We start from the raw sequence: 24,735 nt of genomic DNA, 5'->3' as shown, positions 1-24,735 counted from the left end.
ATCATCCTCGTCCTAGCTGCTCTAGGGCAACTTTAGCAGCATCCTGCTCAGCTAATTTTTTAGAGCGACCACGTCCCTGACTGAGATCTTTGCCATCCACAGACAAGACAACCTCAAACGTTTTATCATGAGCTGGTCCACTTTCAGAAACAACACGATACTGAATAGCCACAGCACCATCAACCTGAACAGCCTCTTGAAAGGCAGTTTTATAGTCTTTAACTCTCTCAAAATTCCCTTTTTCAACCTTAGGAATCATGACCTGATCCAAAAAGTCTTGAACCCCAGATACGCCCTTGTCCAAAAGCAGAGCGCCCAAAAAAGCCTCAAAGAGATCTCCTAAAATCGTCTCTCGCTGACGTCCTCCTGATTTTTCCTCACCCTTGCCCAACTTGACAAAAGCATCGAAGCCACAGTCCTTGGAAAAACCAGCCAAACTTTCCTCACGCACAATCATCGAGCGCATTTTTGACAGCTCTCCTTCAGGTCGATCAGGGTACCTGCCAAATAGATACTGCGAAATCAAAAGTTGCAGAACGGCGTCTCCTAAAAACTCCAGACGTTCATTATGTGAAATCTTTAGGAGGCGATGCTCATTGGCATAGGAAGTATGAGTAAAAGCTGTCTCAAGAAGGCTCTTATCACTAAAAACAATCCCAAACTTAGCCTGCAATTTCTCTTCTAAAGCTTGCATAATTATTCCTCTTAATCCATATATTTGTCTGCTCAACCAGACGTTTTCCATTATACCAAAAATTAATCAGAAACTTGCCTTCTTTTACAAGCAAGCAAGAAAAAAGCTACCCACTTAAAGGTAGCTTTTAGATAACCATTTCCTAGGAAACCGAACCCGTTCGATTAAGGTACTCTTGATAAGTCTCAGTATGCATAAGAGCCTTGGCATTTTCAACCCTAGCCTTGGTTGGAGGTTTAACTCCCTCTAGCGTATAAGGAATCCCTAACTCACGCCACTTAAACTCACCCAGAGTATGATAGGGCAACACTTCAAACTTATCGACATTGGACAGGGTCTCAACAAATTTTCCCAATTCCTCAAGGTGATCGTCAAAATCTGTCAGACCAGGTACCAAGACATGACGAATCCAGACAGGGACTTGCTTATCTGAGAGATAGCGAGCAAACTTTAGAATATTATGATTGGGTTGACGTGTCACAACAATATGCTGCTCAGGATTAATCTCCTTTAAATCAAGGAGGATCAGGTCCGTTACAGCTAGCATCTTATCCAAAACCTCATGATATTCAGGGGTCGGACGATAAGCAAAGCCACAAGTATCCAAGGTGCAGTGGATACCCAGCTTCTTAGCCTCCGCAAACAGGGCTGTCACAAACTCAATCTGAAGCATAGCTTCACCACCAGAGATGGTAATACCTCCTTTTTTCCCCCAATACCCTTTATAACGCAGGGCTTCATTGAGAACATCGTCTACGGTACGCTCTTGGGATTGATTCGTCTCCATCTCCCATGTATCAGGATTGTGGCAGTATTGACAGCGCATCTTGCACCCCTGCATAAAAATGACAAAGCGCACACCCGGACCATCTACCGTTCCAAAACTCTCTGTCGAATGAATCATACCAGTCACCTGGCGATTATCTCTTGTCTCTACCATAAACTTGCCTTTCATGCCAAAGCAGCATCATCCACTAATGAAACCGTTTTTATAACTACTGCTATTATAACGCTTTTGACCAAGCTTGGCTAGCTAGAAACACAAGTAGGACAAAACAAAACGACCCTAAGCTAAAACCTAGAACCGTCAATCTTATTTTAATAAATCGAGATCTTTCAAAGCTTCATCCACCATATCAAAGACGGTTTGCAGATCCTTCTCATTTTGAACAAAATCAAGCTGATCCCCATCGATACGGATCTTTGGAGAGACATCATAGTTATCATACCAAGCAGGATACTCGCTATGAACCTGCTGATAGTACTCATACAGCTCCGGATTGTCCCCAATTTGCTCATAACTCCGACCGCGCTTACTGATACGCTCCAGCATCTTATCAAAGGAGACATCAATGTAAACCAAGAGATCAGGACGTTTTTTAGGCATGCTATCAAGCTCTTCAAGCATATTATCCAAAAGTTCCTTATAGATGTCTAGCTCAGTCTTCGTAACATTACCATTCTTATAGTTGAGAGTCAAAAAAAGCTCATCCTCAAAGATCGAACGATCCAGAATATTATTATCCTGAGTGTAGGCATCCTTAATAGAACGGAAGCGCTTATTCAAAAAGAAAATTTGCAATAAAAAAGCGTATTTCTTTTGGTCTTGGTAATAAAGATCCAAGACAGGATTATTATCAACAGCTTCATAGAACACTTCTGTTCCCAAATGCTCACCCAAAGCCTTAGCCAGTGAACTCTTTCCAGCACCAATAGTGCCTGCTAGTACGATCAACATTATTCTCCTCTCGACTAGAGTGGACCTCCCAGAGCCAACGATCCCTAGTATTTCCACTCCCATAATAGCCTTATTATTTTATAGGAATTGCTGAAAGAATTCAAGTCAAATTCCCCCTATCTATTCCTAGTTTTAGGCTGATGAAAGGTTAGCATCAGGCAGTAACAGACATGGGGATAAGCTCAAAAAAAGCAGCCCTTAAGCTGCTTTCTATTGCTAAACTATTATTTCTAGTCATCATCTTCATCCGCACTGAGACGGGGACTGACTAAAACCTTAACCTTGGTCACACGCCCTTCTTTAACCTTATCATTGATAAGCTCCAAGTGATGCTGACCACTATCAACTTGAACACTGACCTTGTCTTCCTGATTAGGGATACTACCAACACCAGTCAAATAATAACCAGCAATCGTATCAACATCATCACTATCCAGCTCAGTTTCAAAATACTCATTAAAATCATTGAGGGTCATAGTCCCCAGGACGATATAGGTATCCGGAGCAATCTCACGCACCTCTACCTCTGCCTTATCCGTTTCGTCATCGATATCACCGACAATCTCTTCTAAAAGATCCTCCAGCGTTACTAAGCCAGAGACACCCCCGTATTCATCCAAGAGAATGGCCATCTGATTTTGTGTTCGACGCAGCTCTTTAAGCAGATCATCGACAAAGATGGTCTCAGGCACAAAGAGAGGTTCCTGCAGAATGCGACGCAAATTAATAGCATCAAAACCATTGTCAAATCCAGCTGCCAAAAGTTTCTTGGTGTGAATCAGACCGATAACCTTATCCTTATCATCATCATAAACAGGAATCCGTGAAAAATTCTTCTTAAGAATCTCACGGATAATGTCTTGAGGATCATCGTTGATATCAACCATGAAGGCATCTGTTCTATGTACCATAACCTCACGCGCCATCAATTCATCCAGCGAGAAAACGCCTTGAAGCATCTCAATTTCCTCAGCATCCAAGGTCTCTTCACTGTTAGTCAGCATGTACTCGATCTCATCACGCGTCATCTTCTCATCTGCATCATCAAAGGTCATAGGCGTTATGCGGCTGAGCAGATTAGTCGAGGCTGATAAGAGCCAGACAAAGGGGCTGACCAAAACGCCTAAGCCCATAATAATTGGTGCCGAAACAACTGCCAGATTGTCCTTGAGGTTTAAGGCGATGCGCTTAGGATAGAGCTCCCCCAAAACAATCGCAATATAAGTCAAGAAAATCAGCGAAATAATACTGCCTGCTGTCTGGGCAGCAGCTGAATTACCAAACCAGCCTGCAATCACCTTACCCAAAGAAGCTGATAAACTAGCCCCCTGCAAGAGTGAGATAAAGGTGATACCCACCTGAATGGTTGATAAAAAGTTGTTAGGCTTGTCCAGCACCTTGACCAGACGAATGTATTTTTTATCCCCTTCTTCTGCCTTTTGTTCCACCCGAGAGCGGTTTAAGGAGACCATAGCCATCTCAGAAGCTGAAAAGAAGGCATTTAAAAAGGTTAAAATAATCAGTAATAATAATTGAAGCAGCAAATGCTGACTGCTCGGGTCTTCCATGAAAATCTCTTCTCCTAATATGATATAGTGCCCCCATTATAGCATAAATTCCTCTGCCTTGTCGAAAACTCACCCAGCCTCCCCCAAACCATCTCTAACCATATGCTATAATAAAGCTAAAGATCACTCAGGAGGTGAAGATATGCCAATCATTTCCATGACAAATGTCAGTTTACGCAAGCAAGGCAAAAATCTGCTGACAGACATCAACTGGACTGTCGAGAAAGGGCAAACGTGGGCTATTTTGGGACTTAACGGTTCGGGAAAGACAACCCTTCTCAAGCTCATCATGGCTGAATACTATCAGACCAAGGGAAAGGTTGAAGTGCTCGGTATTCCCTTTGGCCAAGGCGACATCACTGAAATCCGTAAAAAAATTGGGATCGTCTCGGGCTTTATCAGCGACCGCCTCTCCTTGCAGATGGTCGCCGAACAGGCCGTTTTAACCGGTAAGTATAAGTCCTCCATACTCTACAAGGAATATGGCGAAAAAGAGCTGGAAGAAGCTAGAGACATGCTGAGACGCTTAGACGGTAAGAAGCTCATCGGACGCCGACTCCACACTTTATCCCAAGGCGAGCGCCAGCTCATCATGATCGCTCGCTGTCTCATGGAAGAGCCGGAGATTATCATCCTAGACGAAGCTACTGTAGGGCTGGATCTCTTTGCCAGAGAAAGATTGCTCAAGCAAATCGATCGGATCACCGACCTGCCGCAAGCACCTACGGTTCTCTACGTCACCCACCATGCCGAGGAAATCACCCAAAAGATGGATCATGTCCTGCTCCTTAAACAAGGACACATTGTTGCCCAAGGCAAGAAAGAAGACATCATTACCGTGCCAACCCTGACCCAATTCTTCGATAATCAGGTTTCTATCATTCCCATTGATGACCATCGCTTTTTTATCAAGCCGGAGTTATGATATAAAGGGCGAAATACGAAGCTATAAAGATTAGCAAAAAGAGGTGGGTAGGATAGACAGAGCAAGGGACAAGGATATCTAACCATCCACTGCATCAATCAGATAAATTTAGAAGAGTACTAAGGAGTTTGGACTTTTGTCTCAAACTCCTTTTTCTTTACTTTATGCCTTATGCCAACTTCTCCACCATGACTAAAAAGGGCGGCGTATTGACTTGATTAAGCGGCTGATAGAGCATGGCTGTGAAGCGGTTCTGGTCCAGCTGGCGGACATAGTTTAGGACAGCGTTCTTTTCCTGATCACCGCCCTCGTGACCGTAGTAGATCATGATGGACAGGCGTCCGCCAACTTCTAGGCGGTCTAAAATCTTTCCAATAGCACTCAAAGTTGTATCAGGTTTGGTGATCACTGATTTGTCCGCACTTGGCAGATAGCCGAGGTTGAAGATAGCTGCGCGGATGGGCTCAGAAACATAAGTATCCACATTTTCATGGCCATCTAGGATCAGCTGGACATTGGTCAGATTTTGATGCGCCAAGCGCTCCCGTGTTTTCTCAAGGGCCTGTTCCTGAATATCGAAGGCGTAGACCTTTTTGGCTAAACCTGCCAAAAAGGCGGTGTCATTGCCATTTCCCATGGTCGCATCCACCGCGATACTATCTTGGTCTAACACTTCTTCCAAAAAATCATGCGAGAGTTGGATAGGACGTTTCATCATAAAATGATTCCTTCTTCTAATATTCGCCTAAAAGTTATCCTTCAAGATTCTCAGGCTTGTAAATTCTTGGACATCCTTAGCCATGAGAAAAACATTGATTTGTTTTTCTACTCCTATGGTAGATGGCAGGCTTGGAAGGCCTTGTTCGATAAGGGCTTTCGTCTGATCATAATACTCTTTGACAAAAGCGTCTGTCGTTTGTGTCATGGCAAATTGCAAATTAGTCAGCGTGTATTCATGAGCTGCATAAACATTGACAGTATCCGCTAAACTTCTGAAAAAGACCATGGAATTGTACTGGGCGTCATAGTCTCCTGTAAAGACTCTGCCGCATCCTGCTGAGAAGAGCGCATCACCACACAAGAGGTGCTGCTTATCCACAAGATAAGAAATGTGGCCTTCCGTATGCCCCGCCGTTAAAAAGACCTCTATCTGAGAGCCGTAGAGTTCAATAGTATCACCGTCTTTCAGGACAGTATCCACCAAGTGACTGACTTCCTTAGACCCATAGGTCTTGACATTGGGGTATCTGGCCACAATCTCGCTCATGCCATCGATATGGTCAGCATGGCCATGAGTGACCAAGATAGCGCCCGCTTTGAGATTGTGCTCTTCCAAATAGTCTAAAACTGGTTTGGCTTCTCCTGGGTCAACGATGACCGCTTCGTCCCCTTTAGACCATAGCCAAATATAATTATCAGCTAAAGCTGGTATTGCCTTGAGTTTCATACAATGTCTCCTTATTTGTAACTTATTTAATCAAATGACGCTGAATATCTACATTCTATCTTGCAAATAGAACCATCATCTGTACAGTTACATCGTAACTAAATAATCACGAGAGAGGTAAAGAGGCCTTTGACCACGTATCTTATCTTTCCTCTCTCAAATTTCAACTATTAACTTGTACTTAATAATATGCAATTAGTATAGTCATTATCTTCAGATATAATTTTCAATTTTGCACCTTTTTGGACAATAACCTCATAGTAACGTTTTTCCTCACCATTGATATTACCTGTGTAAAATGCACAAGTCCCTCTTGGTAAAAAAATCCTTAATTTAATATTAGTGTTCTTTTCGTATCCCTTTACAAGACTTGTATTCAGAAAAGCTTTGTCATATAAATCAGTTCCATCAACTTCCTTTGCTGCCTCCTTCATTTGTCCCTTGACTAAATCATCAATACCTCTATATACAACGATATCATCCTTTAAGCAATACTTTCTGATTGCCTTACTGTGCTCATTAATTTCATTTTCTAAATCATCATCTAATTTATTCTCACGTATTTTGTAGTTATATAGATTGCCACAAAAATGAGCGAGACAGTATTCAGAAGATGACTTATTTGGATCACCATTGAGATTTTTAGGCGGTTCTGTATTTAGTTTTTCAAGAGTAAATTCTTTGACATTATTAACTGTCGGAGATAGTTTATCCCATTTTTTTCCAAGTTGAAAACCAGAGGCTAAGTCATATAATCTATTCAGATTGTTCAATCCACAGCTTTTTCTATTATTATTTTCAGACATATTATCCTCCCACCTTACACCCCTGTACACTCCCTCGTCTTTCCATTTCTTTGTCAATAGCATTGAGAACCTCCCACTTATTGAGGCTCCACATGGGACCGATCAGCATATCGCGTGGGGCATCGCCTGTGATGCGGTGAATGATGATATCCTTAGGAATAATCTCCAGCTGGTCGCAGATGATAGAGACATACTCATCCTGACTGAGGAGCTGCAAACGCCCTTCATGGTAGTCTCGCTGCATACGAGTGTTAGTCATGAGGTGGAGGAGGTGGAGCTTGACCCCATTGATATCATTATCACGCACCAAGCGACGGACATTCTCCACCATCATCTCATGGGTCTCACCAGGCAGACCGTTGATGAGGTGAGAAACAATTTCGATCGTGGGAGCTAGCTCACGCACACGCTTGACAATATCGATATAGAGTTGATAGCTGTGAGCTCGATTGATCCGCTCAGAAGTCTCTTCATAGGTCGTCTGAAGTCCTAACTCAAGGGTGACATGCATGCGCTCTGAGAGCTCTGCCAGATAAAGAATGGTCTCATCAGGCAAACAGTCAGGACGTGTACCAATATTGATACCAACCACTCCTGGCTCATTGATCGCCTGCTCATAGCGCTCACGAATAACCTCGACTTTATCATGCGTATTAGTAAAGTTTTGGAAATAGACTAGATATTTATTGACCTCGGGCCACTTGCGGTGCATAAAGTCAATTTCTTTATAAAACTGCTCACGAATGGGCGCTTCTGGTGCTACAATAGCATCACCAGAACCAGATACGGTACAAAAAGTACAGCCACCATGAGCAACTGTCCCATCACGATTGGGACAGTCAAATCCTGCATCAATGGGTAGCTTAAAAATCTTTTCACCAAATATTTTACGGTAATAGTCATTGACAGTGTTGTAACGTTTCTTCATAAAATTATTATAGCACTTTCATCTTCCTAGTCATAGAACTCACCAGTTTAAAGCAAAAAAAGACCCCCCGATTGAAACGAATCAATCGGAAAGGTCAAACCATAATTCTGATACATCAGTTAGCTGTCCTGCCTCAAAACTTAGAAGTGCTTTTCTCAACAAAGCTACCTAGTAATGATAAGGCTATCTTCTAATCTTGTCGGCTATTAAAACGCCACTGAAAACGTTGATTAGCATAATAAGGATACCCTGCCCAAAGAATCGCAAGACCTAGGCTAAACCCTGCCAAGACATCGCTAGGATAGTGGACACCATGATAGACTCGTGAAAGACCAACTAAGAAAATCAGCAAGCCAAATAGACTTACAACACTATATCGGAGCCACTTGCTTTGAATCCGTTGGTAACAAATAATGATCAAGCTACCAAAAATCAACATAGTCCCTAAGGAATGCCCACTCGGAAACGAATAACCATCAGCATGGACGAGATGTTCCAAACGTGGACGAGGACGCTGATAAATAGATTTGAACACCATGATAGCTAACCCTGCCAAGACAGCATTGCCGGCTACTAGCCAGCTCTCAGCCCGCCATTTCTTGATCCTGAGAAAAATAAAGGCCACCAAGGCAATTAACACTTGAGTTATCGTGTCGCCAACATGGGTAATCAGCCTAAAAAAGAGCGTCAATCCCGCTGGTAGATCTCCACGAACAGCATCATGGATAGAGCTGTCAAAATCAACCAGCACATCTGGATAAAATTTAACCAAATAACCCAAGACAATAAATATCAGAGCAAAAAAGCTAGCTATCATTAAAAATTTCTGTTTATTCACCATACATCCTAGTATAACATGTCTCCCTTAATTCGTGATAGAACAGGTTTCACAGCGAGATCCAGGATGAAAAAGCTGATAGAAAAAATAGCACCTTGGATCATATTAAAAGGAACTACAGCCCCAAATAGATAGCGAGCAAGACCCAAGGTTGCTTTAATATCAAAGCCAGCATAGGTCGCATACAGAGGAACAGCATAAAAATAATTAAGAACCACCATAGCAACAGTCATCAGTACCGTGCCAATAACAGCAGCTAATATAAAGCGCACCCTTGTCCTCTCCTTCTTCCAAAAGGCTGACATAGCCCAAACAAATAAAGCTAAGGCAATGATATTCATCGGTAGACCAATCAAACTGCCAATCCCACCATTGGCAAAAATCAATTTAAGGACTGTCCGCAATATTAAAACAGCCAAGGCACTTTTATAATCAAATAAAAGCAAGGCTAGCAGTACAGGCAATATCGAAAATTCAAACTGTAAAAAATCTACCCCTGGTATTAATGGAAACTGCCAGAGCATGAGAATAAATGATAAGGCTCCTAGAATAGCCATATAGACCAGACGACGTGTTGTTTGTGTTGACATAAAAAATTCCTCCAATTTTTTCAAATTGAAGGAGGCATAGTTATTCGTTGATCAAAAGCAGGTGCAAAGAAACACTCTCAGCGATCACAAAAAACCTGTCTCCTCCCATCCAGACTATACTGTCGGTTGCGGAATCTCACCACATCAGCCACTTGGCTCGCGGACTTTTACTTGCCCCTGCAAGCAATCACCGCCGGTCGGGAATCTCACCCTGCCCTGAAGACACCACAAGTATAGTAAAATTCCAAGAAGAATGCAAGAAAAGAAATCGCTCTAAATCATCCAGCTTTCCTATAATTACAAAATAGTCCAACCCTAACAAGAGCACCCTAACAGCCCACATAATGCCAAAGCCACAAAAGAGCAAAACAACCTGCGTCCTTAACTACACCAACATCACTAAGTGAACATGCAAAAAGAGAGTGGGACAAAATCACGATTTTGTCCCACTCTCTTTTGATCTAACCTGTCTGTAGTATAATTTAAGAGCTCTGTTTATTTTAACTTATCTTTTGGGTACTGATGAACTCTTTCTAGACCCACATAGTCCTGCTGACGAAGAGCTTCATAGATAATCATCGTAACCGTATTTGAAAGATTTAGACTGCGAACATGCTGGTCATTCATAGGGATACGAATAGCCTGTTCAGAATACCGACGCATAAAGTCTTCTGGAAGTCCCTTGTCTTCTCGGCCAAACATAAAATAATGAAGCTGACCATCATCATAATCCTCATCAGAATAAGTCTTCTGCGCAAACTTTGTCACAAGATGTACCTGACCTGGACACTGCTGCATAAACTCTTCCAAACTGTCATAAAACCTAATATCAAGCTTGTCCCAATAATCTAAACCAGCACGCTTCATCTTACGATCATCAATCGGAAACCCCATGGGACGAATAATGTGTAAGGGACTATTTGTTGCTGCGCAAGTCCTAGCGATATTGCCTGTATTAGCTGGAATCTGAGGCTCAAATAAAACCACATGATTTCTAGCTGCTTTCTCCTGATAACTTTCCTGTATAAAAGGTTGAACCGTCATACCTACCTCTTTTTTGTAAAAAAATAACCACACTGCCTGGAGTCAAGCTCAGCAGACAGCATGGTTGATGGTGGCTCGTTAACTTAAATCATAACAGGTGTGATTTAAATGAACGAATCATTGTTAATAAGTATAACACGATATTAAAAGATGTCAACTGAATTTGTAAAATTTTTATCAAATCCTGCTTTTTTTCAAGAGTTCTACAGCTTTGTAACATAGATATGTCACCCCTATATTTTTTTAATAATTTTGATGCAATTTCTCCAAAAAAAGAGTATGATAGTATACTAGTTTAAAGCGACTTTTCGCTAGTTAATAAGATGAGGAATAAACATGAAAATTATTGTTGTTGGTGGTGGTAAAGTAGGGACTGCCCTCTGCCGATCCCTAGTACAAGAACAGCATGATATTACCCTGATCGAGGAAAAAGAGGAAGTCCTCAATCACCTGACCAAACGCCTAGATATCATGGGCTTGGTCGGTAATGGGGCCAACTTTAAAATCCTCGAACAAGCAGACGTTAAAAATTGCGACATTTTTGTCGCTATGACCAATCAAGATGAAGTCAATATGATCTCAGCCGTCCTAGCCAAAAAAATGGGGGCTAAAGAGACCATTGTCCGCGTCCGCAATCCTGAGTATTCTAACAGCTATTTTAAAGAACAAAATTTCTTAGGTTTTTCAATGGTTGTCAATCCTGAGCTCCTGACAGCCCGTCAGATTGCTAATGCCGTTGACTTCCCAGGAGCACTCTCTGTTGAGCACTTTGTCAACGGACGCATTATGATGATGGAATTTAAAATCTCTGAAAACAGTCGCCTGTGTAATATGAGTCTGGAGCAATTCCGACAAAAATTCGGTAATATTGTTGTCTGCGCCATCCAACGTGGTGAAGACATCACTATCCCTGATGGCGAAGCGACTATCGAAACTGGTGATAAAATTTTCGTCACAGGTAATCGTGTGGAAATGATTCTCTTTCACAACTTTGTTAAGAGTAAGGTTCTCAAAAATCTCATGATTGTCGGCGCAGGCCGTATCAGCTACTACCTGCTCAATATCCTCCGCCATACCAAAATGAAGCTCAAGGTTATCGAAATCAATGAAAATAGAAGTCGCTTCTTCAGTCAGGAATTCCCAGAAATTCCAATCATCCAAGGGGATGGAACAGCCAAAAACATCTTAGTGGAAGAAGGCGTAGAAAATTACGATGCCGTCGCAACCCTGACGGGTGTCGATGAAGAAAACATCATCTCTTCCATGTTCCTCAACACCCTGGGAATTGAAAAGAATATTACTAAGGTCAATCGAACCAGTCTCTTAGAGATTATCGATACAGATAGCTTTTCTAGTATTGTAACGCCAAAATCTATTGCTGTTGACAACATGATGCACTTCATCAGAGGGCGTGATAATGCCCAAGAATCCTCCTCGCTTGACGCCATCCATCATATTGCTAATGGGCGAATTGAAACCCTACAGTTTGAAATCCGTCCTAAAAATAAGGTGGCTGGTAAGCATATCTCAGAAATCAAACTTAAAAAAGGGGTACTGGTAGCCGCCATTATTCGCAAAGGACAAGTTATTTTTCCTACTGGACAGGATACCTACGAAGTGGGGGATAAAATCATCCTCGTCACCCTTCAATCAAATGTCACAGACATTTATGATTTATTAGAAAAGTGAGGTCGCCTAGATGAATCGTTCTATGGTCCGTTATCTCCTGTCTAAGCTCATGTTAATTGAAGCTGGATTGTTACTTGTCCCGCTCGTCCTTGCTCTTGGTTACAAAGAGGAGCCAACTGTTGTCCTCAGTATTCTAGCAACAATCGGTATTTTACTGATCTTAGGTGGTATCGGCAGCTATTTCAAACCTAAAAAATACCAAATCTATAGTAAAGAAGGGCTCTTAATCGTATCCCTATGCTGGATTCTATGGTCCTTCTTTGGCGCTTTGCCCTTCGTTTTTTCAGGACAGATTCCCAGCCTAATCGATGCCTTCTTTGAAGTCAGCTCGGGATTTACGACGACTGGGGCTACTATCCTTCCTGATGTGGCTGTTCTATCACACTCCCTCTTATTTTGGAGAAGTTTCACCCATCTCATCGGTGGGATGGGGGTACTGGTCTTTGCTCTAGCTATTATGGAAAATTCTAAGAATGCCCACTTAGAAATTATGAGGGCTGAAGTCCCCGGTCCTATCTTTGGCAAGGTGGTTTCTAAACTCAAAAGTACCGCCCAGATCCTCTATATTATTTATCTGGCTATGTTCGTCATCTTCGCCTTGATTCTATGGTTAGTTGGCATGCCTCTCTACGATAGCTTGATCACAGCTATGGGAGGGGCTGGTACCGGCGGGTTTGCAGTCTACAATGACAGTATTGCCCATTACAACAGTAGCCTCATTTCTACAGTTGTGGCAACCGGAACCCTAATCTTTGGAGTGAATTTCAATCTCTATTATTTCCTTTTATTACGTAAATTCAAGAGCTTCTTCGGCGATGAGGAACTCAAGACTTATATCGGTATTGTTATCATAGCAACAGTTCTTATTTTCTTGAATATCTTTAGCCTCTACGGTTCTTGGCACAACAGCCTAGAGTACAGTTTCTTTGAAGTAGCTAATGTCATGACAACAACCGGATTTGGGATTACCGACCTCACGAAATGGCCTCTATTTTCACAAATTATCCTGCTGCTTCTCATGTTTATCGGAGGATCTGCAGGCTCCACAGCAGGTGGTTTCAAGGTCATGCGGGGACTGATTACAGCTAAGATTGCACGCAATCAAGTGCTTAAAAATCTCTACCCCAATCGTGTTTTTTCACTTCATATCAATAAAAGTCCTCTCGATAAAGATACCCAACACAGCGTTTTGAAGTACCTAGCCGTTTATACCATGATTTTCCTCACTCTCGTACTCTTACTCAGTATCGATCAAAATAATTTTATGATTGTCTTCAGTGCTGCTGCTTCGACCTTCAATAATATTGGACCTATGCTGGGAACAGCTAAAACTTTTGATATTTTTAGCCCTTGGGCCAAACTCCTCATGTCTTTTGCCATGATCGCTGGACGTTTAGAAATCTATCCCCTGCTCTTACTCTTTATCCCAAAGACCTGGTCCAAGTATTAAGAAACAGATACAATAAAAAAAATCAATCTCAAGAAAGAGATTGATTTTTTTATATATCTGTCAGTGGACTCGCTTCATCTGGAGATGTATCCAAGACTTGAAAATCATGGCCAACGCCAAAATCAGCTTGCGCAAGATTATTCTCCATTGTCATATGCGCTAATTCCTTGATATTATTTTCCTTACTCAGATGCCCTAGGTAAATCTTCTTAGTCTTACGACCGATAGTCCTGATCATCGTCTCTGAGCCATCTTCATTGGACAAATGACCACGATCAGATAGTATTCTCTGCTTGAGACTCCAAGGATAAGCTCCGGAGCGCAAGATTTCCACATCATGATTAGACTCGATCAGATAGCCATCCGCATTTTCAATAAAGCCAGCCATACGATCACTGACATAACCAGTATCTGTCAGCATAACAAAGCTCTTATTATCCTTCATAAAACGATAGAATTGTGGATCCACAGCATCATGACTGACACCAAAACTCTCAATATCTATGTCTCCAAAGGTTATGAGTTTCCCTCGCCCAAAAATACGCTTCAGCTCAGGATTAATTTTACCCAACATATTATGCTCATCCATAATTTGCCAGGTTTTTTCATTAGCGTAGATCGGCAAGTCATATTTTCGTGCCAGAACACCGACACCGTGGATATGGTCCTTATGCTCATGGGTCACTAAAATAGCATCTAAATCCTCTGGCTTACGATCAATCTCAGATAAAAGACTTGTGATCTTTTTACCGGATAGACCAGCATCAATTAAAATTTTTTTCTGCGGTGTTTCTAAATAAAAGGAATTGCCACTTGATCCTGAGGCCAAGATACTGTATTTAAAGCCATCACTGCTCATTCGATATCATCATCTCCTCCCCAGTCATCCTCTAAGCCAGCATCCTTATCATAAGGTAAAACAATCGTGAAGGTCGAACCTTCTCCATAGTCACTCTTGGCCCAGATAAAGCCGTCATGCAGCTTAACAATCTCCTTAGCAATCGATAAACCAAGACCTGTACCACCTTGAGCACGACTTCTAGCCTTATCCACACGATAAAAACGATCAAAGATCATCGGAAGATCCTTCTTAGGAATCCCTAAACCTTGGTCAGAAATAGAGATAATCAACTGACTTTCAGTGGTGGTCATCACAACTGAAATCTTCCCACCATCTGGAGAATATTTAATAGCATTATTAAGGATATTATCCAGGACCTGATTGATCTTATCTGTATCGATCTCGATCCAAATCGGATTGGAGGTATAATTCCTGATGATTTCATAGTCCTTATCAGAATCTTGCTGCTGTTTGATTTGATCGAAACGATCCAAAATAACATCCATAAAGGCTGTGAAATTAATCATCTCAATCTCCAAATGACTATTATCATTATCAATACGAGACAGCTGCAAAAGATCCGAAATCATCCGCATCATCCGATTGGTCTCATCAAGAGAGACCTGAATAAAACTTGGTGCTACATCCTCCTGTAAGGCGCCTTCATTAAGAGCTTCCAAGTAGGATTTAACTGAAGTCAAAGGGGTACGCAGCTCATGACTCACCGTTGAGACAAAGAGACGGCGTTCCCGCTCCTCTTTTTCCTGCTCCGTTGTATCATGCAAAACTGCTACAAGACCTGAAATAAAGCCACTTTCACGGCGATTGAGAGCAAAGTTAATCCTCAGAGTGATAAATTCGTCATATTCATTTCGCCGATTGATCGTTATCTCAGGCGTATGAGTAATCAAATCTCTAAAACTATAGTCATCTCCATCGATCAGCTCCATAATATTCATATCTAGAGCTTCTTCCCGAGTAAGATTGAGCTGTTTTTGAGCGGTTTCATTGATCATGATGATCTTACCCACACGATTGGTCGCTAAAACTCCGTCACTCATATAAGAGAGGACGGAGGCCAATCGATTACGCTCTTGCGAGAGATGTTCATGGGTTAGACGTAAGACATCTGAAAGATCGTTGACATTTTTCCCCAGATCAATCAACTCGCGATCACCTTTTAACTCCAAATCCTCCGTATAGTCACCACCGATCAAATCCGTAATTTTTTTACTGATCATTCTGATCGTCTTAGTATTACGGTATTCCCTAAAGGCCAAGTAAATAAAATAAACAGATACGAAGGCTAACAGGATGAGTAAGGCAAACTCAAAAGTATTTACATTTTTAATCCAAAAATTATTAGTCATATGATTTCATATAATAACCGACACCACGGCGGGTTAAAATATATTCTGGGCGGCTAGGTGTGTCCTCTATTTTTTCACGCAAACGACGAATTGTAACATCAACCGTACGAACATCTCCAAAATAGTCATATCCCCAGACAGACTCCAGCAAATGTTCACGTGTCATCACTTGGCCAATATGAGTAGCCAAATGGTGCAGCAGCTCAAACTCCCGGTGGGTCAGCTCAATTTCCTTATCACGCTTCTTGGCAACAAAGGCATCTGGAATAATCTGAAGGTCACCGATATTCAACTCATTATCTGAGCTATTATTTTCTTCTGCCACTGCTGTCTCAATCGTTTCCGTACGACGAAGATGAGCCTTGATACGTGCCAATAGTTCACGATTTGAAAACGGCTTGGTCACATAGTCATCCGCACCAATTTCCAATCCAATGACCTTGTCAAATTCGCTGTCTTTAGCAGACAACATAATAATAGGAATATGGCTGCTCTTGCGAATTTCCTTGGCTACCTCAAGCCCCTCAAGCTCTGGCAGCATCCAATCCAGGATAATCAAATCAGGATTGGTCTCCTCAAACTTCTCTAGGGCTTCACGGCCATCAAAAGCTGTAACAACCTCATACCCTTCTTTAATCAAATTAAATTTAATAATATCAGAAATTGGTTTTTCATCATCAACCACTAAAATCTTTTTCATGCTACTCTCTCCTTTTCTAAACCTACGATGGTACTTAAGACTTATTATAACAGATTTTTTTCCACTTAGGCAAACATAAGAAGTCTTAAGATCCCTTTCACGCTATAAATTTTCAGAAAATATTGACAACTATCGACAATTATAGTAGACTGTTTACAATGTCAGAAATTCTGACATCTATCAATAAAAATTCGAGTGGAGGTAATCATGGCCCTAATTGAATACAAAAATGTTGAAAAATACTACGGTGACTATCATGCGCTCCGCAATATCAATGTAAACATTGAAAAAGGTCAGGTCGTCGTACTACTTGGCCCTTCAGGTTCTGGTAAATCAACACTGATTCGCACCATGAACGCACTTGAGAGTATCGACCAAGGGAGTTTAACGGTCAATGGCCACCAAGTTTCCAACGCTTCCAATAAGGAGCTTGTTCAACTGCGTAAAGAAGTCGGAATGGTCTTTCAGCACTTCAACCTCTATCCCCATAAAACCGTTTTAGAAAACGTCATCTTAGCCCCTGTACGTGTTCTTGGTATGAGTGAAAAAGAAGCGACTGAACTCGCCGAAAAATATCTTACCTATGTTAATATGTGGGACCGCAAGGACTCCTATCCAGGCATGCTTTCTGGGGGGCAAAAGCAACGTGTCGCCATTGCCCGTGGCTTAGCTATGAAGCCGGAACTCCTGCTCTTTGATGAACCAACATCAGCCCTGGATCCTGAAACCATCGGTGATGTCTTAACAGTTATGCAAAATTTAGCCAAAGAAGGCATGAATATGGTAGTGGTTACCCATGAGATGGGCTTTGCCCGCAGTGTAGCGGATCGTATCATCTTTATGGCCGATGGCGAGATTTTAGAAGATACGACAGATGTCGATGGCTTCTTTGACAATCCGAGAGAGCCACGCGCTAAGCAGTTCTTATCTAAGATCATCAATCACACCAGCGACCGTATCGAAGCAGAGTAAGGAGGGACCTATGAAGAAACTTTCCTTATTGACAAGTCTTATCTTAATCCTAACCATCGGCATAGGATTAAGACATCTACAACTAGCAAATGCTAAAGAGCAAAGCCAGCTTCCTGATCAAGTTCAAGAGATCAAAAAGCGTGGTGTCCTGCGGGTCGGTGTTAAGCAAGACGTTCCTAACTTTGGCTATTTTGATGCTAAGACCGGCAAGTACACCGGTATGGAAGTCGATATTGCCAAGAAAATTGCTGACAATATTGGCGTCAAGGTGGCCTACACACCCGTAACAGCTCAAACACGTGAGGCTCTGTTGGACAATGGTCAAGTAGATATGACCATAGCGACCTACACTATCAATGACGAAAGAAAAGCTAATTACAGCATATCAAATCCTTATTATTACGATGAAATTGGCTTTTTGGTCAACAAAAAATCTGGAATCAAAGATCCAAAAGAGTTAGATGGTAAGACGATCGGAATTGCACAGGGCTCCTCAACCAAGGCCTCACTAGATGCCTATGCCAAAGACAATCATATTAGCTTTAAGTATATCCAGTTAGGTAGCTATCCAGAGCTGGCTATTGCCCTTCGAGCTTACCGTATTGATGCTTTTTCTGTCGATAAATCTATCCTATCCGGTTATGTCAGCAAGCAAAACCAAATCCTAGACCAAGGCTTTGACACTATGGAATACGGGATTGCTTCTAAAAAAACAAACACAGAAGTAACCGACTATGTCAATGGCTTACTGAACCAATGGCGTCAAGACGGAAGCCTGGAGAAAATCTACCAACGCTACGATCTTGAACCGTCTCAGCCTGCAGAAAACTAGAAAGGAGATCCTATGACCTATTTATTAGCTGCTGGTGACAGCCCCTATGATCTATCTCGCTGGGCTGCTTACTTTGACAACTTTGGTGAATTTGCCAAAGGATTCTTCTATACCCTAGGCATGGCTATTGGGGCACTCATTCTAGCTTTACTGCTCGGCCTAATTTTTGGAGCCATGTCCTCCTCTCGCAATAAATTTGCCAAGGCCCTAGCACGTGTCTATGTAGAAATTTTTCAAAATACACCACTTCTAGTGCATTTTGTCTTTGTTTTTTATGGGATTTCGATCCTGACAAACGGTGCCATCAAAGTACCTGCCTTTTTAACCTCAGTCCTTTGTGTTGGCATTTATACAGGGGCCTACATGGCTGAGGTTATCCGCTCAGGTATTGAATCCATCCCGCGTGGACAAACGGAAGCAGCCTTATCGCAAGGCTTTACCTATCGTGAAACGATGACTCTGATCATCTTACCTCAAGCGATTCGAATCATCATTCCACCAATGATCAACCAGGTCGTCAACCTAATCAAGAACACTTCTACGGTTGCTATCATTTCGGGGGCTGATATCATGTTTACAGCCAAAGCCTGGGCTTACGAAACAACTAATTATATTCCAGCATTTGTTGGCGCTGCCCTTCTCTACTTTGTGCTATGTTTTCCAATTGCTAAGTGGGGACGCCGCCAAGAAGAAGCTAACAAAAAAGCCTACAGTTTATAGAGAGGAGCGGATTAAATGTCAGATTTATTAGCACCTTATAATCTCAAATTCCTAGCAGAAGGACTGTGGACAACCTTGTATCTTGCCTTTATCATCATTATCCTATCAACGATTTTAGGGATGATCCTAGCAGTCATGCGTAACAGCAGCAATAAAATCCTCAGTATTATTGCTAGTATCTACATTGAGTTTGTCCGTAATGTGCCCAACTTACTTTGGATTTTCATCGTCTTCCTAGTATTCCAACTCAAGGCAACGCCGGCTGGTATTACTGCCTTTACTATTTTCACCTCAGCTGCCTTAGCTGAAATTATCCGTGGAGGATTAAACGCCATTGATAAGGGACAGACAGAAGCTGGACTCTCACAAGGGTTTACTCACTTTCAAATTCTCTACATCATCATTCTACCTCAAGCCATTCGCAAGATGTTGCCGTCAATTATTTCGCAGTTTGTAACCGTCGTTAAAGACACTAGCTTTCTTTATTCTGTTATTGCCCTGCAAGATCTTTTTGGTAAAAGTCAAATCCTTATGGGAAAGTACTTTGAAACCAGCCAAATCTTCACCTTATACCTTCTCATTACACTAGCCTACTTCCTTGTCAACTACGGGATTTCAAGCTACTCTCGCTACTTATCACGTAAATGGGAGCAAGCTTCTGAATAAGGTAGATCCGAAGCTACATAGCGCCTTAGAAGATATAAAAAAACTTACAGATGTCATGATCTGTAAGTTTTTTCTATTCATCGTGTTGCATATTTCATACGCAGAATACGCTCTTGCTGTGCAGTAAGCCGTAATAAGATAACAACTTTATCAATACTCATATTAGACTCCAACAAGCGCTCTGCAGCCATCATCAAACCGTTTTCCAATCCCATCTTAAGGATAGGATTTTCTTTATCGTTAGCATCAAAGAGAAACTTACTATTAGGAAGGTCAAAGAGAACCTTGACAGCCCCGTAGAGCTGCTCAAAATTATCAATAGCTAGATCATAGACGGGTTTAACACCAGACTTAAGACTGCGCCCACGGTGGTTAAACCACATTGCCTGCCAACCACTGCGCTTAGCCCCAATAATATCGTTATCATAAGAATCGCCAACGTAAAGGGTCGTTTCTGGATTCATCCCAAATTGTTCAGCTGCTAGATTAAAAATTTCCTTCTCAGGTTTTTGAAAACCTGTCGTCTGGCTGACGATCACATTTTTAGGCTCAATATAATCATAAAGCCCTAATTTATGAATTTTTTTCAGCTGATGCTCTGTAGGACCATTAGTAATGACTCCCATAGGAACACCTTTTTCTTTGAGAAAATCAAGAGTCATACGCATCTCATCAAGCATAGTAATATGATCCAGCTCATGCTCATAGACATCTTGGAAAGCTTGACCGGCTGCCTCATCTATCTCTGGGTACCCAAATTCTACTAGCGTTTCCTTACAGCGCCAAAATCGGAAATACTCAGTCGTCCATTCGCCAGCCATGACACGGGGAAAGCCAACATCCGAATAATGACGAAAACGGATATAAGCCTGATTAATAGCTGTCATATCAAAGTCTGGAAAACACTTCTCCATAGCTAGGCGATAGGGAGCCTGCTGGTCATAAATAGTATCGTCTACATCAAAAACAATCGAAGTAATCATGATATCCTCACAAATTTATCTCTCAAAATTAAGCAGCAGAACTAAGAGGCAACCTTACCAATTAGACGCTGCTAACCAGTAACAATCTCTTTGAAGCCATCTTTGAGTTCCTGATTTTCAGTTTCTTTAACCCAGTATGTATCTCCATTGGTATCCTGTGAATAAAGAACCTTGGACTGACCAGCACTATTGATAACAAAGATGTAACGATGAACTTTATTACCAGTTGAATACCAGTACTCATAACCATCAACAACCGCCCAGTCGCTTTCTAAACTACGACCATCCAACCAGCGAATCGTCAGCATACGCGTCAATTGCTTATAATCAGGCTGCCCCATTTCCTCTCCCCAGCTGTCCATAAAGCTAGACAGCTGAGAAGCCTTATCAGAATTCCAGTAGCGACTGCTTGTTGCACTACTGGATAAAGAGGATCGACTAGCTGATGAAGACTGAGAAGGCCTTTCGCTCTTAGAAACCTGAGAACTTGACTCACCACTGCTAGTGGTTCGATTGGAGGAAGTGACTAGAGAATGTGCTGCTGTTTGCTTTTGCTCTCTTAACTCAAAGACCAAAACCGTTACAATAACTAGAAGTCCAAAGATAATCAAACTAGCGACAAGTTTCTCCTTGCTTCCAAATCTTTTCCCTGAGCCTTTGAGCTTCTGGGCCTCTAAACCAGTCGAAGTTCCTCGGACCCTGTCCATCCCTTGGGCTAGCTCATCCATCGATGGCATACGACCATGGATAGCCTGAAAAGCTCTGGCCCATTCGATTTCTTCTTGAGATAATTGTCTCATGATTCCGTGCCCTTCTGAATATTTCCTTACTATTATACCATAGAGATAGCAACCTTTCTAAGAGAATTGCGAGAAGACTCTCTAAGCCTCTACAGACTTTAAAATAATCATCAAGTCGCTACTAATACCTACTATTTTATGATAAAATAATGTGAAGAATTTTCTGGAGGAAAACAATGTCACAGCAACACCATGAAGAATTAAATGACCAGCAGATCGTCCGCCGTGAAAAAATGGCGGCCCTCATTGAGCAAGGGATTGATCCATTTGGTAAACGCTTTGAAGCTTCTACCAACTCCGGCGAGCTCAAAGGCAAATACGCTGATAAGACCAAAGAGGAACTGCATGACTTAGATGAGACAGCTACTATTGCTGGCCGTCTCATGACCAAGCGTGGCAAGGGAAAAGTTGGCTTTGCCCACATTCAAGACCGACAAGGACAAATCCAAATCTACGTCCGTAAGGATACAGTCGGCGAAGAAAACTATGACATCTTCAAAAAAGCCGATCTTGGCGATTTCCTCGGTGTTGAAGGTGAAGTCATGCGTACGGATATGGGTGAGCTATCCATCAAAGCCACTCACATCACTCACTTGTCTAAAGCCCTTCGCCCACTGCCTGAAAAATTCCACGGTTTGACCGATGTTGAGACTAAATACCGCAAACGTTATCTAGATCTCATCACCAACCGTGACAGCTTTGATCGCTTTGTTACCCGCTCAAAAATTATCTCAGAAATCCGTCGCTATCTTGATGACCAAGGTTTCCTCGAAGTAGAAACTCCTGTCCTTCACAATGAAGCTGGAGGAGCAGCAGCCAAGCCATTTATTACCCACCACAATGCTCAAAATATGGATATGGTGCTTCGTATTGCAACCGAACTCCACCTCAAACGCCTGATTGTTGGTGGTATGGAGCGTGTTTATGAAATCGGCCGTATCTTCCGCAACGAGGGGATGGATGCTACCCACAACCCTGAATTTACCTCCATTGAGGTCTATCAGGCCTATGCAGATTTCAATGATATCATGGATTTGACAGAAGGCATTATCCAGCACGCTGCCAAAGCTGTTAAAGGAGATTTACCAGTTATCTATCAGGATACTGAAATTAAGATCAATGAGCCTTTCAAGCGTGTGCATATGGTTGATGCTATCCAGGAAGTAACAGGTATCAATTTCTGGCAAGAAATGACATTCGACCAAGCCCTTGCAATCGCTAAAGAAAAAAATGTACCAGTTGAAAAACACTATACTGAAGTTGGACATATTATCAACGCCTTCTTTGAAGAATTCGTCGAAGAAACCTTGATTCAACCGACCTTTGTCTATGGACACCCTGTGGCCGTATCGCCACTCGCTAAGAAGAATGCTGAAGATCCACGCTTTACCGACCGCTTTGAACTCTTCATCATGACCAAAGAATACGGTAATGCCTTTACTGAATTGAACGATCCAATCGATCAATTAGAGCGCTTCAAAGCTCAAGCAGCAGCCAAAGAGTTGGGTGATGATGAAGCCACAGGTATTGACTATGACTATATTGAAGCCCTCGAATATGGCATGCCACCAACCGGCGGACTTGGTATCGGAATCGACCGCCTAGTCATGCTCTTGACAGATACTACTACTATACGTGATGTATTGCTGTTCCCAACCATGAAATAATAAAACCTTCCTTACCACTAAGGAGATAGCTATATAAAACAAGAGAGCAGACTGTTTAAGGGGGTGCCTGAAAATAAGAATGCGCCCCAAGATAAGGACTGCCAATCAACAGTGGTTCATTGGTACTAAAGCACCTAAGGAATTGTGCAGAGGTAAGACTAAAGTTGGCATAGCCAACAAGTCTTACTCCCAACCACTGCGCCTAGCAAATAAAATTGACCATATAAATAAGGCCGAGACAAATTGTCTCGGCCTTGTTTTATGACTTAGAAAATTAATACTCAATCTTAAACACTCGTTTCAATTCAACAACCAGTGATGCCAAGTCATTTCTGACTAGTACCTGTTTAAGAACAACTTATTCAAAGAATCTAAGAATACTTATCTAAAGTTCTAATTTCCTACCCATTAAATAAATTGGACATTCATCCTCTTCTATCATCATAACCTTTTGGATGATTAGAATGCCAAGCCCAAGCTGTTTCAATAATTTTTTCAATATGATCAAATTGAGGATTCCATCCCAAAACATCACGAGCCTTCTGCGATTGGGCAATAAGAGTATCCGGATCACCAGCTCTCCTAGCAGCGAATTCTGCTGGAATATCTTTACCAGTCACCTTACGAGCTGCTTTCAAAATTTGTAAATTCGAAAAACCTGTGGACGATCCTAAGTTAAATGCATCTGATTGACCACCCTTACGTAAATAATCTGCTGCTAAAATATGAGCATCTGCCAAATCATAGGGATGAACATAGTCTCGCACATTACTTCCATCCAGCGTATCATAATCATTACCAAAAATCATTATCTTTTCACGGGTACCTTGAGCAACCTGTAAGATAATAGGCAGCAAATGTGTTTCTGGATCATGATCCTCACCAATAGATCCATCTGGTTTTGCACCAGCCACATTGAAGTAACGAAGGGCTACAAAACGAATACCATAAGCTTGATCAGCCCATTTCATAACCTTTTCCATCATCAATTTACTCTCACCATAAGGGTTAATCGGGTTTTGAGGAGCAGTTTCTAAGATAGGAATCTCCTCTGGAATGCCATAAGTCGCTGCCGTTGATGAAAATACTATATATTTAATACCATATTCTATCATGACGTCTAAAAGTTTGATCATACCGACCGTATTATTATCAAAATATTTAAGCGGCTTTTCCATTGATTCTGCGACTAATGAAAAGGCAGCAAAATGAACCACTGTATCCACATCAGGATTCTCCTTAAAGACCTTTCGCATAAAGGCTTGATCAGCTATATCTCCTTCATAAAAAATAGCATCTGGATGAACCGCCTTGCGATGCCCAGTAACAAGATTATCAACAACGACAACTCCTTTACCGCCCTGTGATAACAAACGATCAACCATATGTGACCCTATATAACCAGCTCCACCAACTACTAGTACACTCATTTTCATCTCCTCTGTATAATTCTATGAAATATTTAGC

Annotated in this window: 25 protein-coding genes and 1 riboswitch; of the genes, 8 read left to right on the top strand and 17 right to left on the bottom strand. The window is 41.8% G+C overall.

The genetic code is table 11. The features are described from left to right. Position 1 precedes the first annotated feature (1 nt). From rnc to AC4HAI_RS00700, 4 genes are all read right to left on the bottom strand, one after another. Positions 2–697 (bottom strand): ribonuclease III, encoded by a 696-nt coding sequence (rnc, locus tag AC4HAI_RS00715; RefSeq protein ID WP_491078471.1) that lies wholly within the window; start codon positions 695–697, stop codon positions 2–4. 139 nt (positions 698–836) lie between these two features. After that, positions 837–1,634, bottom strand: a complete 798-nt coding sequence (gene pflA, locus AC4HAI_RS00710; RefSeq protein WP_491078173.1) for a pyruvate formate-lyase-activating protein — start codon at positions 1,632–1,634, stop codon at positions 837–839. Positions 1,635–1,787: 153 nt separating this feature from the next. After that, positions 1,788–2,432: a deoxynucleoside kinase gene (locus AC4HAI_RS00705; protein WP_491078172.1), complete on the bottom strand. Its 645-nt coding sequence runs from the start codon at positions 2,430–2,432 to the stop codon at positions 1,788–1,790. A gap of 230 nt (positions 2,433–2,662) precedes the next feature. Further along, on the bottom strand, positions 2,663–4,000 hold the full coding sequence (locus AC4HAI_RS00700; RefSeq protein ID WP_491078171.1) for a hemolysin family protein: 1,338 nt from the start codon (positions 3,998–4,000) through the stop codon (positions 2,663–2,665). Positions 4,001–4,142: 142 nt separating this feature from the next. Here AC4HAI_RS00700 and AC4HAI_RS00695 point away from each other — a divergent pair, with 142 nt between their 5' ends. Continuing rightward, positions 4,143–4,925, top strand: coding sequence for an ABC transporter ATP-binding protein (locus AC4HAI_RS00695; protein ID WP_491078170.1), 783 nt, complete (start codon positions 4,143–4,145; stop codon positions 4,923–4,925). 169 nt (positions 4,926–5,094) lie between these two features. Here the strand turns inward: AC4HAI_RS00695 and mnmM are convergent, their stop codons facing one another. The 7 genes from mnmM to trmL form a co-directional block, all read right to left on the bottom strand. Beyond that, positions 5,095–5,643 (bottom strand): tRNA 5-(aminomethyl)-2-thiouridylate-methyltransferase MnmM, encoded by a 549-nt coding sequence (gene mnmM, locus AC4HAI_RS00690; protein ID WP_491078169.1) that lies wholly within the window; start codon positions 5,641–5,643, stop codon positions 5,095–5,097. A gap of 27 nt (positions 5,644–5,670) precedes the next feature. Further along, a complete protein-coding gene (gene gloB / locus AC4HAI_RS00685; RefSeq protein ID WP_491078168.1) occupies positions 5,671–6,372 on the bottom strand; it encodes a hydroxyacylglutathione hydrolase in 702 nt (233 codons plus the stop codon). Positions 6,373–6,542: 170 nt separating this feature from the next. After that, a complete protein-coding gene (locus AC4HAI_RS00680; protein WP_491078167.1) occupies positions 6,543–7,178 on the bottom strand; it encodes an ADP-ribosyltransferase in 636 nt (211 codons plus the stop codon). A gap of 1 nt (position 7,179) precedes the next feature. After that, on the bottom strand, positions 7,180–8,106 hold the full coding sequence (gene mnmL, locus AC4HAI_RS00675; RefSeq protein WP_491078166.1) for a tRNA modification radical SAM protein MnmL/YtqA: 927 nt from the start codon (positions 8,104–8,106) through the stop codon (positions 7,180–7,182). Positions 8,107–8,296: 190 nt separating this feature from the next. Further along, positions 8,297–8,947, bottom strand: coding sequence for a phosphatase PAP2 family protein (locus tag AC4HAI_RS00670; RefSeq protein WP_491078165.1), 651 nt, complete (start codon positions 8,945–8,947; stop codon positions 8,297–8,299). Between the two features lie 5 nt (positions 8,948–8,952). Continuing rightward, a complete protein-coding gene (locus tag AC4HAI_RS00665; protein WP_491078164.1) occupies positions 8,953–9,534 on the bottom strand; it encodes an ECF transporter S component in 582 nt (193 codons plus the stop codon). 93 nt (positions 9,535–9,627) lie between these two features. After that, positions 9,628–9,762, bottom strand: a riboswitch (FMN riboswitch). 267 nt (positions 9,763–10,029) lie between these two features. Further along, positions 10,030–10,578 (bottom strand): tRNA (uridine(34)/cytosine(34)/5-carboxymethylaminomethyluridine(34)-2'-O)-methyltransferase TrmL, encoded by a 549-nt coding sequence (gene trmL, locus AC4HAI_RS00660; RefSeq protein WP_491078163.1) that lies wholly within the window; start codon positions 10,576–10,578, stop codon positions 10,030–10,032. A gap of 336 nt (positions 10,579–10,914) precedes the next feature. Here trmL and trkA point away from each other — a divergent pair, with 336 nt between their 5' ends. Together trkA and AC4HAI_RS00650 are read left to right on the top strand one after the other, a co-directional pair. After that, positions 10,915–12,267 carry a Trk system potassium transporter TrkA gene (gene trkA, locus AC4HAI_RS00655; RefSeq protein WP_491078162.1) on the top strand — a complete coding sequence of 451 codons (1,353 nt, stop codon included), beginning with the start codon at positions 10,915–10,917 and terminating at the stop codon, positions 12,265–12,267. Positions 12,268–12,277: 10 nt separating this feature from the next. After that, positions 12,278–13,717, top strand: coding sequence for a TrkH family potassium uptake protein (locus AC4HAI_RS00650; protein WP_491078161.1), 1,440 nt, complete (start codon positions 12,278–12,280; stop codon positions 13,715–13,717). 49 nt (positions 13,718–13,766) lie between these two features. Here the strand turns inward: AC4HAI_RS00650 and AC4HAI_RS00645 are convergent, their stop codons facing one another. Genes AC4HAI_RS00645 through yycF form a run of 3 tightly spaced genes read right to left on the bottom strand, consistent with a single transcriptional unit; the run spans position 13,767 to position 16,628 of the window. Then, the gene (locus AC4HAI_RS00645) at positions 13,767–14,576 is read right to left on the bottom strand and encodes an MBL fold metallo-hydrolase (protein ID WP_491110035.1); all 810 of its coding nucleotides are present in this window, start codon (positions 14,574–14,576) and stop codon (positions 13,767–13,769) included. Then, a complete protein-coding gene (gene vicK, locus AC4HAI_RS00640) occupies positions 14,573–15,928 on the bottom strand; it encodes a cell wall metabolism sensor histidine kinase VicK (RefSeq protein WP_491078159.1) in 1,356 nt (451 codons plus the stop codon). The genes AC4HAI_RS00645 and vicK overlap by 4 nt, the downstream gene beginning before the upstream one ends. Then, positions 15,921–16,628 (bottom strand): response regulator YycF, encoded by a 708-nt coding sequence (yycF, locus tag AC4HAI_RS00635; RefSeq protein WP_491110033.1) that lies wholly within the window; start codon positions 16,626–16,628, stop codon positions 15,921–15,923. Before yycF ends, vicK begins: the two co-directional genes overlap by 8 nt. A gap of 207 nt (positions 16,629–16,835) precedes the next feature. Here yycF and AC4HAI_RS00630 point away from each other — a divergent pair, with 207 nt between their 5' ends. Genes AC4HAI_RS00630 through AC4HAI_RS00615 form a run of 4 tightly spaced genes read left to right on the top strand, consistent with a single transcriptional unit; the run spans position 16,836 to position 19,818 of the window. Next, complete coding sequence (locus AC4HAI_RS00630; protein WP_491078157.1) at positions 16,836–17,600, top strand: amino acid ABC transporter ATP-binding protein; 765 nt, start codon at positions 16,836–16,838, stop codon at positions 17,598–17,600. Between the two features lie 10 nt (positions 17,601–17,610). Continuing rightward, a complete protein-coding gene (locus AC4HAI_RS00625) occupies positions 17,611–18,432 on the top strand; it encodes a transporter substrate-binding domain-containing protein (protein WP_491078156.1) in 822 nt (273 codons plus the stop codon). Positions 18,433–18,444: 12 nt separating this feature from the next. Next, on the top strand, positions 18,445–19,152 hold the full coding sequence (locus AC4HAI_RS00620; RefSeq protein ID WP_491078155.1) for an amino acid ABC transporter permease: 708 nt from the start codon (positions 18,445–18,447) through the stop codon (positions 19,150–19,152). A gap of 15 nt (positions 19,153–19,167) precedes the next feature. Then, positions 19,168–19,818 carry an amino acid ABC transporter permease gene (locus AC4HAI_RS00615; protein WP_491078154.1) on the top strand — a complete coding sequence of 217 codons (651 nt, stop codon included), beginning with the start codon at positions 19,168–19,170 and terminating at the stop codon, positions 19,816–19,818. 77 nt (positions 19,819–19,895) lie between these two features. On the opposite strand, the gene AC4HAI_RS00610 is transcribed toward AC4HAI_RS00615, so the two are convergent. Next, on the bottom strand, positions 19,896–20,801 hold the full coding sequence (locus AC4HAI_RS00610) for an HAD family hydrolase (protein ID WP_491110031.1): 906 nt from the start codon (positions 20,799–20,801) through the stop codon (positions 19,896–19,898). A gap of 71 nt (positions 20,802–20,872) precedes the next feature. After that, a complete protein-coding gene (locus AC4HAI_RS00605; protein ID WP_491110030.1) occupies positions 20,873–21,601 on the bottom strand; it encodes a DUF4767 domain-containing protein in 729 nt (242 codons plus the stop codon). Between the two features lie 176 nt (positions 21,602–21,777). On the opposite strand from AC4HAI_RS00605, the gene lysS reads away from it, so the two are divergent. After that, a complete protein-coding gene (lysS, locus tag AC4HAI_RS00600) occupies positions 21,778–23,268 on the top strand; it encodes a lysine--tRNA ligase (protein ID WP_491110029.1) in 1,491 nt (496 codons plus the stop codon). A gap of 425 nt (positions 23,269–23,693) precedes the next feature. Here the strand turns inward: lysS and galE are convergent, their stop codons facing one another. Next, positions 23,694–24,698 carry a UDP-glucose 4-epimerase GalE gene (galE, locus tag AC4HAI_RS00595; protein WP_491110028.1) on the bottom strand — a complete coding sequence of 335 codons (1,005 nt, stop codon included), beginning with the start codon at positions 24,696–24,698 and terminating at the stop codon, positions 23,694–23,696. Between the last annotated feature and the right edge of the window lie 37 nt (positions 24,699–24,735).

The sequence above is a fragment of the Streptococcus sp. ALY_208 genome (genome assembly GCF_058314295.1).
Note: the sequence above shows the minus strand (reverse complement) of the source record. Positions and strands in the feature narration are given on the sequence as shown.

Excerpts from the sequence above, each read along its gene's own strand:
- AC4HAI_RS00700 (WP_491078171.1), bottom strand. The coding sequence starts at position 4,000 with ATGGAAGACCCGAGCAGTCAGCATTTGCTGCTTCAATTATTATTACTG.
- pflA (WP_491078173.1), bottom strand. The coding sequence starts at position 1,634 with ATGGTAGAGACAAGAGATAATCGCCAGGTGACTGGTATGATTCATTCG.
- yycF (WP_491110033.1), bottom strand. The coding sequence starts at position 16,628 with ATGAAAAAGATTTTAGTGGTTGATGATGAAAAACCAATTTCTGATATT.
- mnmM (WP_491078169.1), bottom strand. The coding sequence starts at position 5,643 with ATGATGAAACGTCCTATCCAACTCTCGCATGATTTTTTGGAAGAAGTG.
- AC4HAI_RS00645 (WP_491110035.1), bottom strand. The coding sequence starts at position 14,576 with ATGAGCAGTGATGGCTTTAAATACAGTATCTTGGCCTCAGGATCAAGT.
- AC4HAI_RS00705 (WP_491078172.1), bottom strand. The coding sequence starts at position 2,432 with ATGTTGATCGTACTAGCAGGCACTATTGGTGCTGGAAAGAGTTCACTG.
- AC4HAI_RS00615 (WP_491078154.1), top strand. The coding sequence starts at position 19,168 with ATGTCAGATTTATTAGCACCTTATAATCTCAAATTCCTAGCAGAAGGA.
- AC4HAI_RS00665 (WP_491078164.1), bottom strand. The coding sequence starts at position 9,534 with ATGTCAACACAAACAACACGTCGTCTGGTCTATATGGCTATTCTAGGA.
- lysS (WP_491110029.1), top strand. The coding sequence starts at position 21,778 with ATGTCACAGCAACACCATGAAGAATTAAATGACCAGCAGATCGTCCGC.
- AC4HAI_RS00610 (WP_491110031.1), bottom strand. The coding sequence starts at position 20,801 with ATGATTACTTCGATTGTTTTTGATGTAGACGATACTATTTATGACCAG.
- vicK (WP_491078159.1), bottom strand. The coding sequence starts at position 15,928 with ATGACTAATAATTTTTGGATTAAAAATGTAAATACTTTTGAGTTTGCC.
- AC4HAI_RS00650 (WP_491078161.1), top strand. The coding sequence starts at position 12,278 with ATGAATCGTTCTATGGTCCGTTATCTCCTGTCTAAGCTCATGTTAATT.
- AC4HAI_RS00670 (WP_491078165.1), bottom strand. The coding sequence starts at position 8,947 with ATGGTGAATAAACAGAAATTTTTAATGATAGCTAGCTTTTTTGCTCTG.
- trkA (WP_491078162.1), top strand. The coding sequence starts at position 10,915 with ATGAAAATTATTGTTGTTGGTGGTGGTAAAGTAGGGACTGCCCTCTGC.
- AC4HAI_RS00695 (WP_491078170.1), top strand. The coding sequence starts at position 4,143 with ATGCCAATCATTTCCATGACAAATGTCAGTTTACGCAAGCAAGGCAAA.
- AC4HAI_RS00630 (WP_491078157.1), top strand. The coding sequence starts at position 16,836 with ATGGCCCTAATTGAATACAAAAATGTTGAAAAATACTACGGTGACTAT.
- AC4HAI_RS00605 (WP_491110030.1), bottom strand. The coding sequence starts at position 21,601 with ATGAGACAATTATCTCAAGAAGAAATCGAATGGGCCAGAGCTTTTCAG.
- gloB (WP_491078168.1), bottom strand. The coding sequence starts at position 6,372 with ATGAAACTCAAGGCAATACCAGCTTTAGCTGATAATTATATTTGGCTA.
- AC4HAI_RS00625 (WP_491078156.1), top strand. The coding sequence starts at position 17,611 with ATGAAGAAACTTTCCTTATTGACAAGTCTTATCTTAATCCTAACCATC.
- AC4HAI_RS00680 (WP_491078167.1), bottom strand. The coding sequence starts at position 7,178 with ATGTCTGAAAATAATAATAGAAAAAGCTGTGGATTGAACAATCTGAAT.
- trmL (WP_491078163.1), bottom strand. The coding sequence starts at position 10,578 with ATGACGGTTCAACCTTTTATACAGGAAAGTTATCAGGAGAAAGCAGCT.
- AC4HAI_RS00620 (WP_491078155.1), top strand. The coding sequence starts at position 18,445 with ATGACCTATTTATTAGCTGCTGGTGACAGCCCCTATGATCTATCTCGC.
- mnmL (WP_491078166.1), bottom strand. The coding sequence starts at position 8,106 with ATGAAGAAACGTTACAACACTGTCAATGACTATTACCGTAAAATATTT.
- galE (WP_491110028.1), bottom strand. The coding sequence starts at position 24,698 with ATGAGTGTACTAGTAGTTGGTGGAGCTGGTTATATAGGGTCACATATG.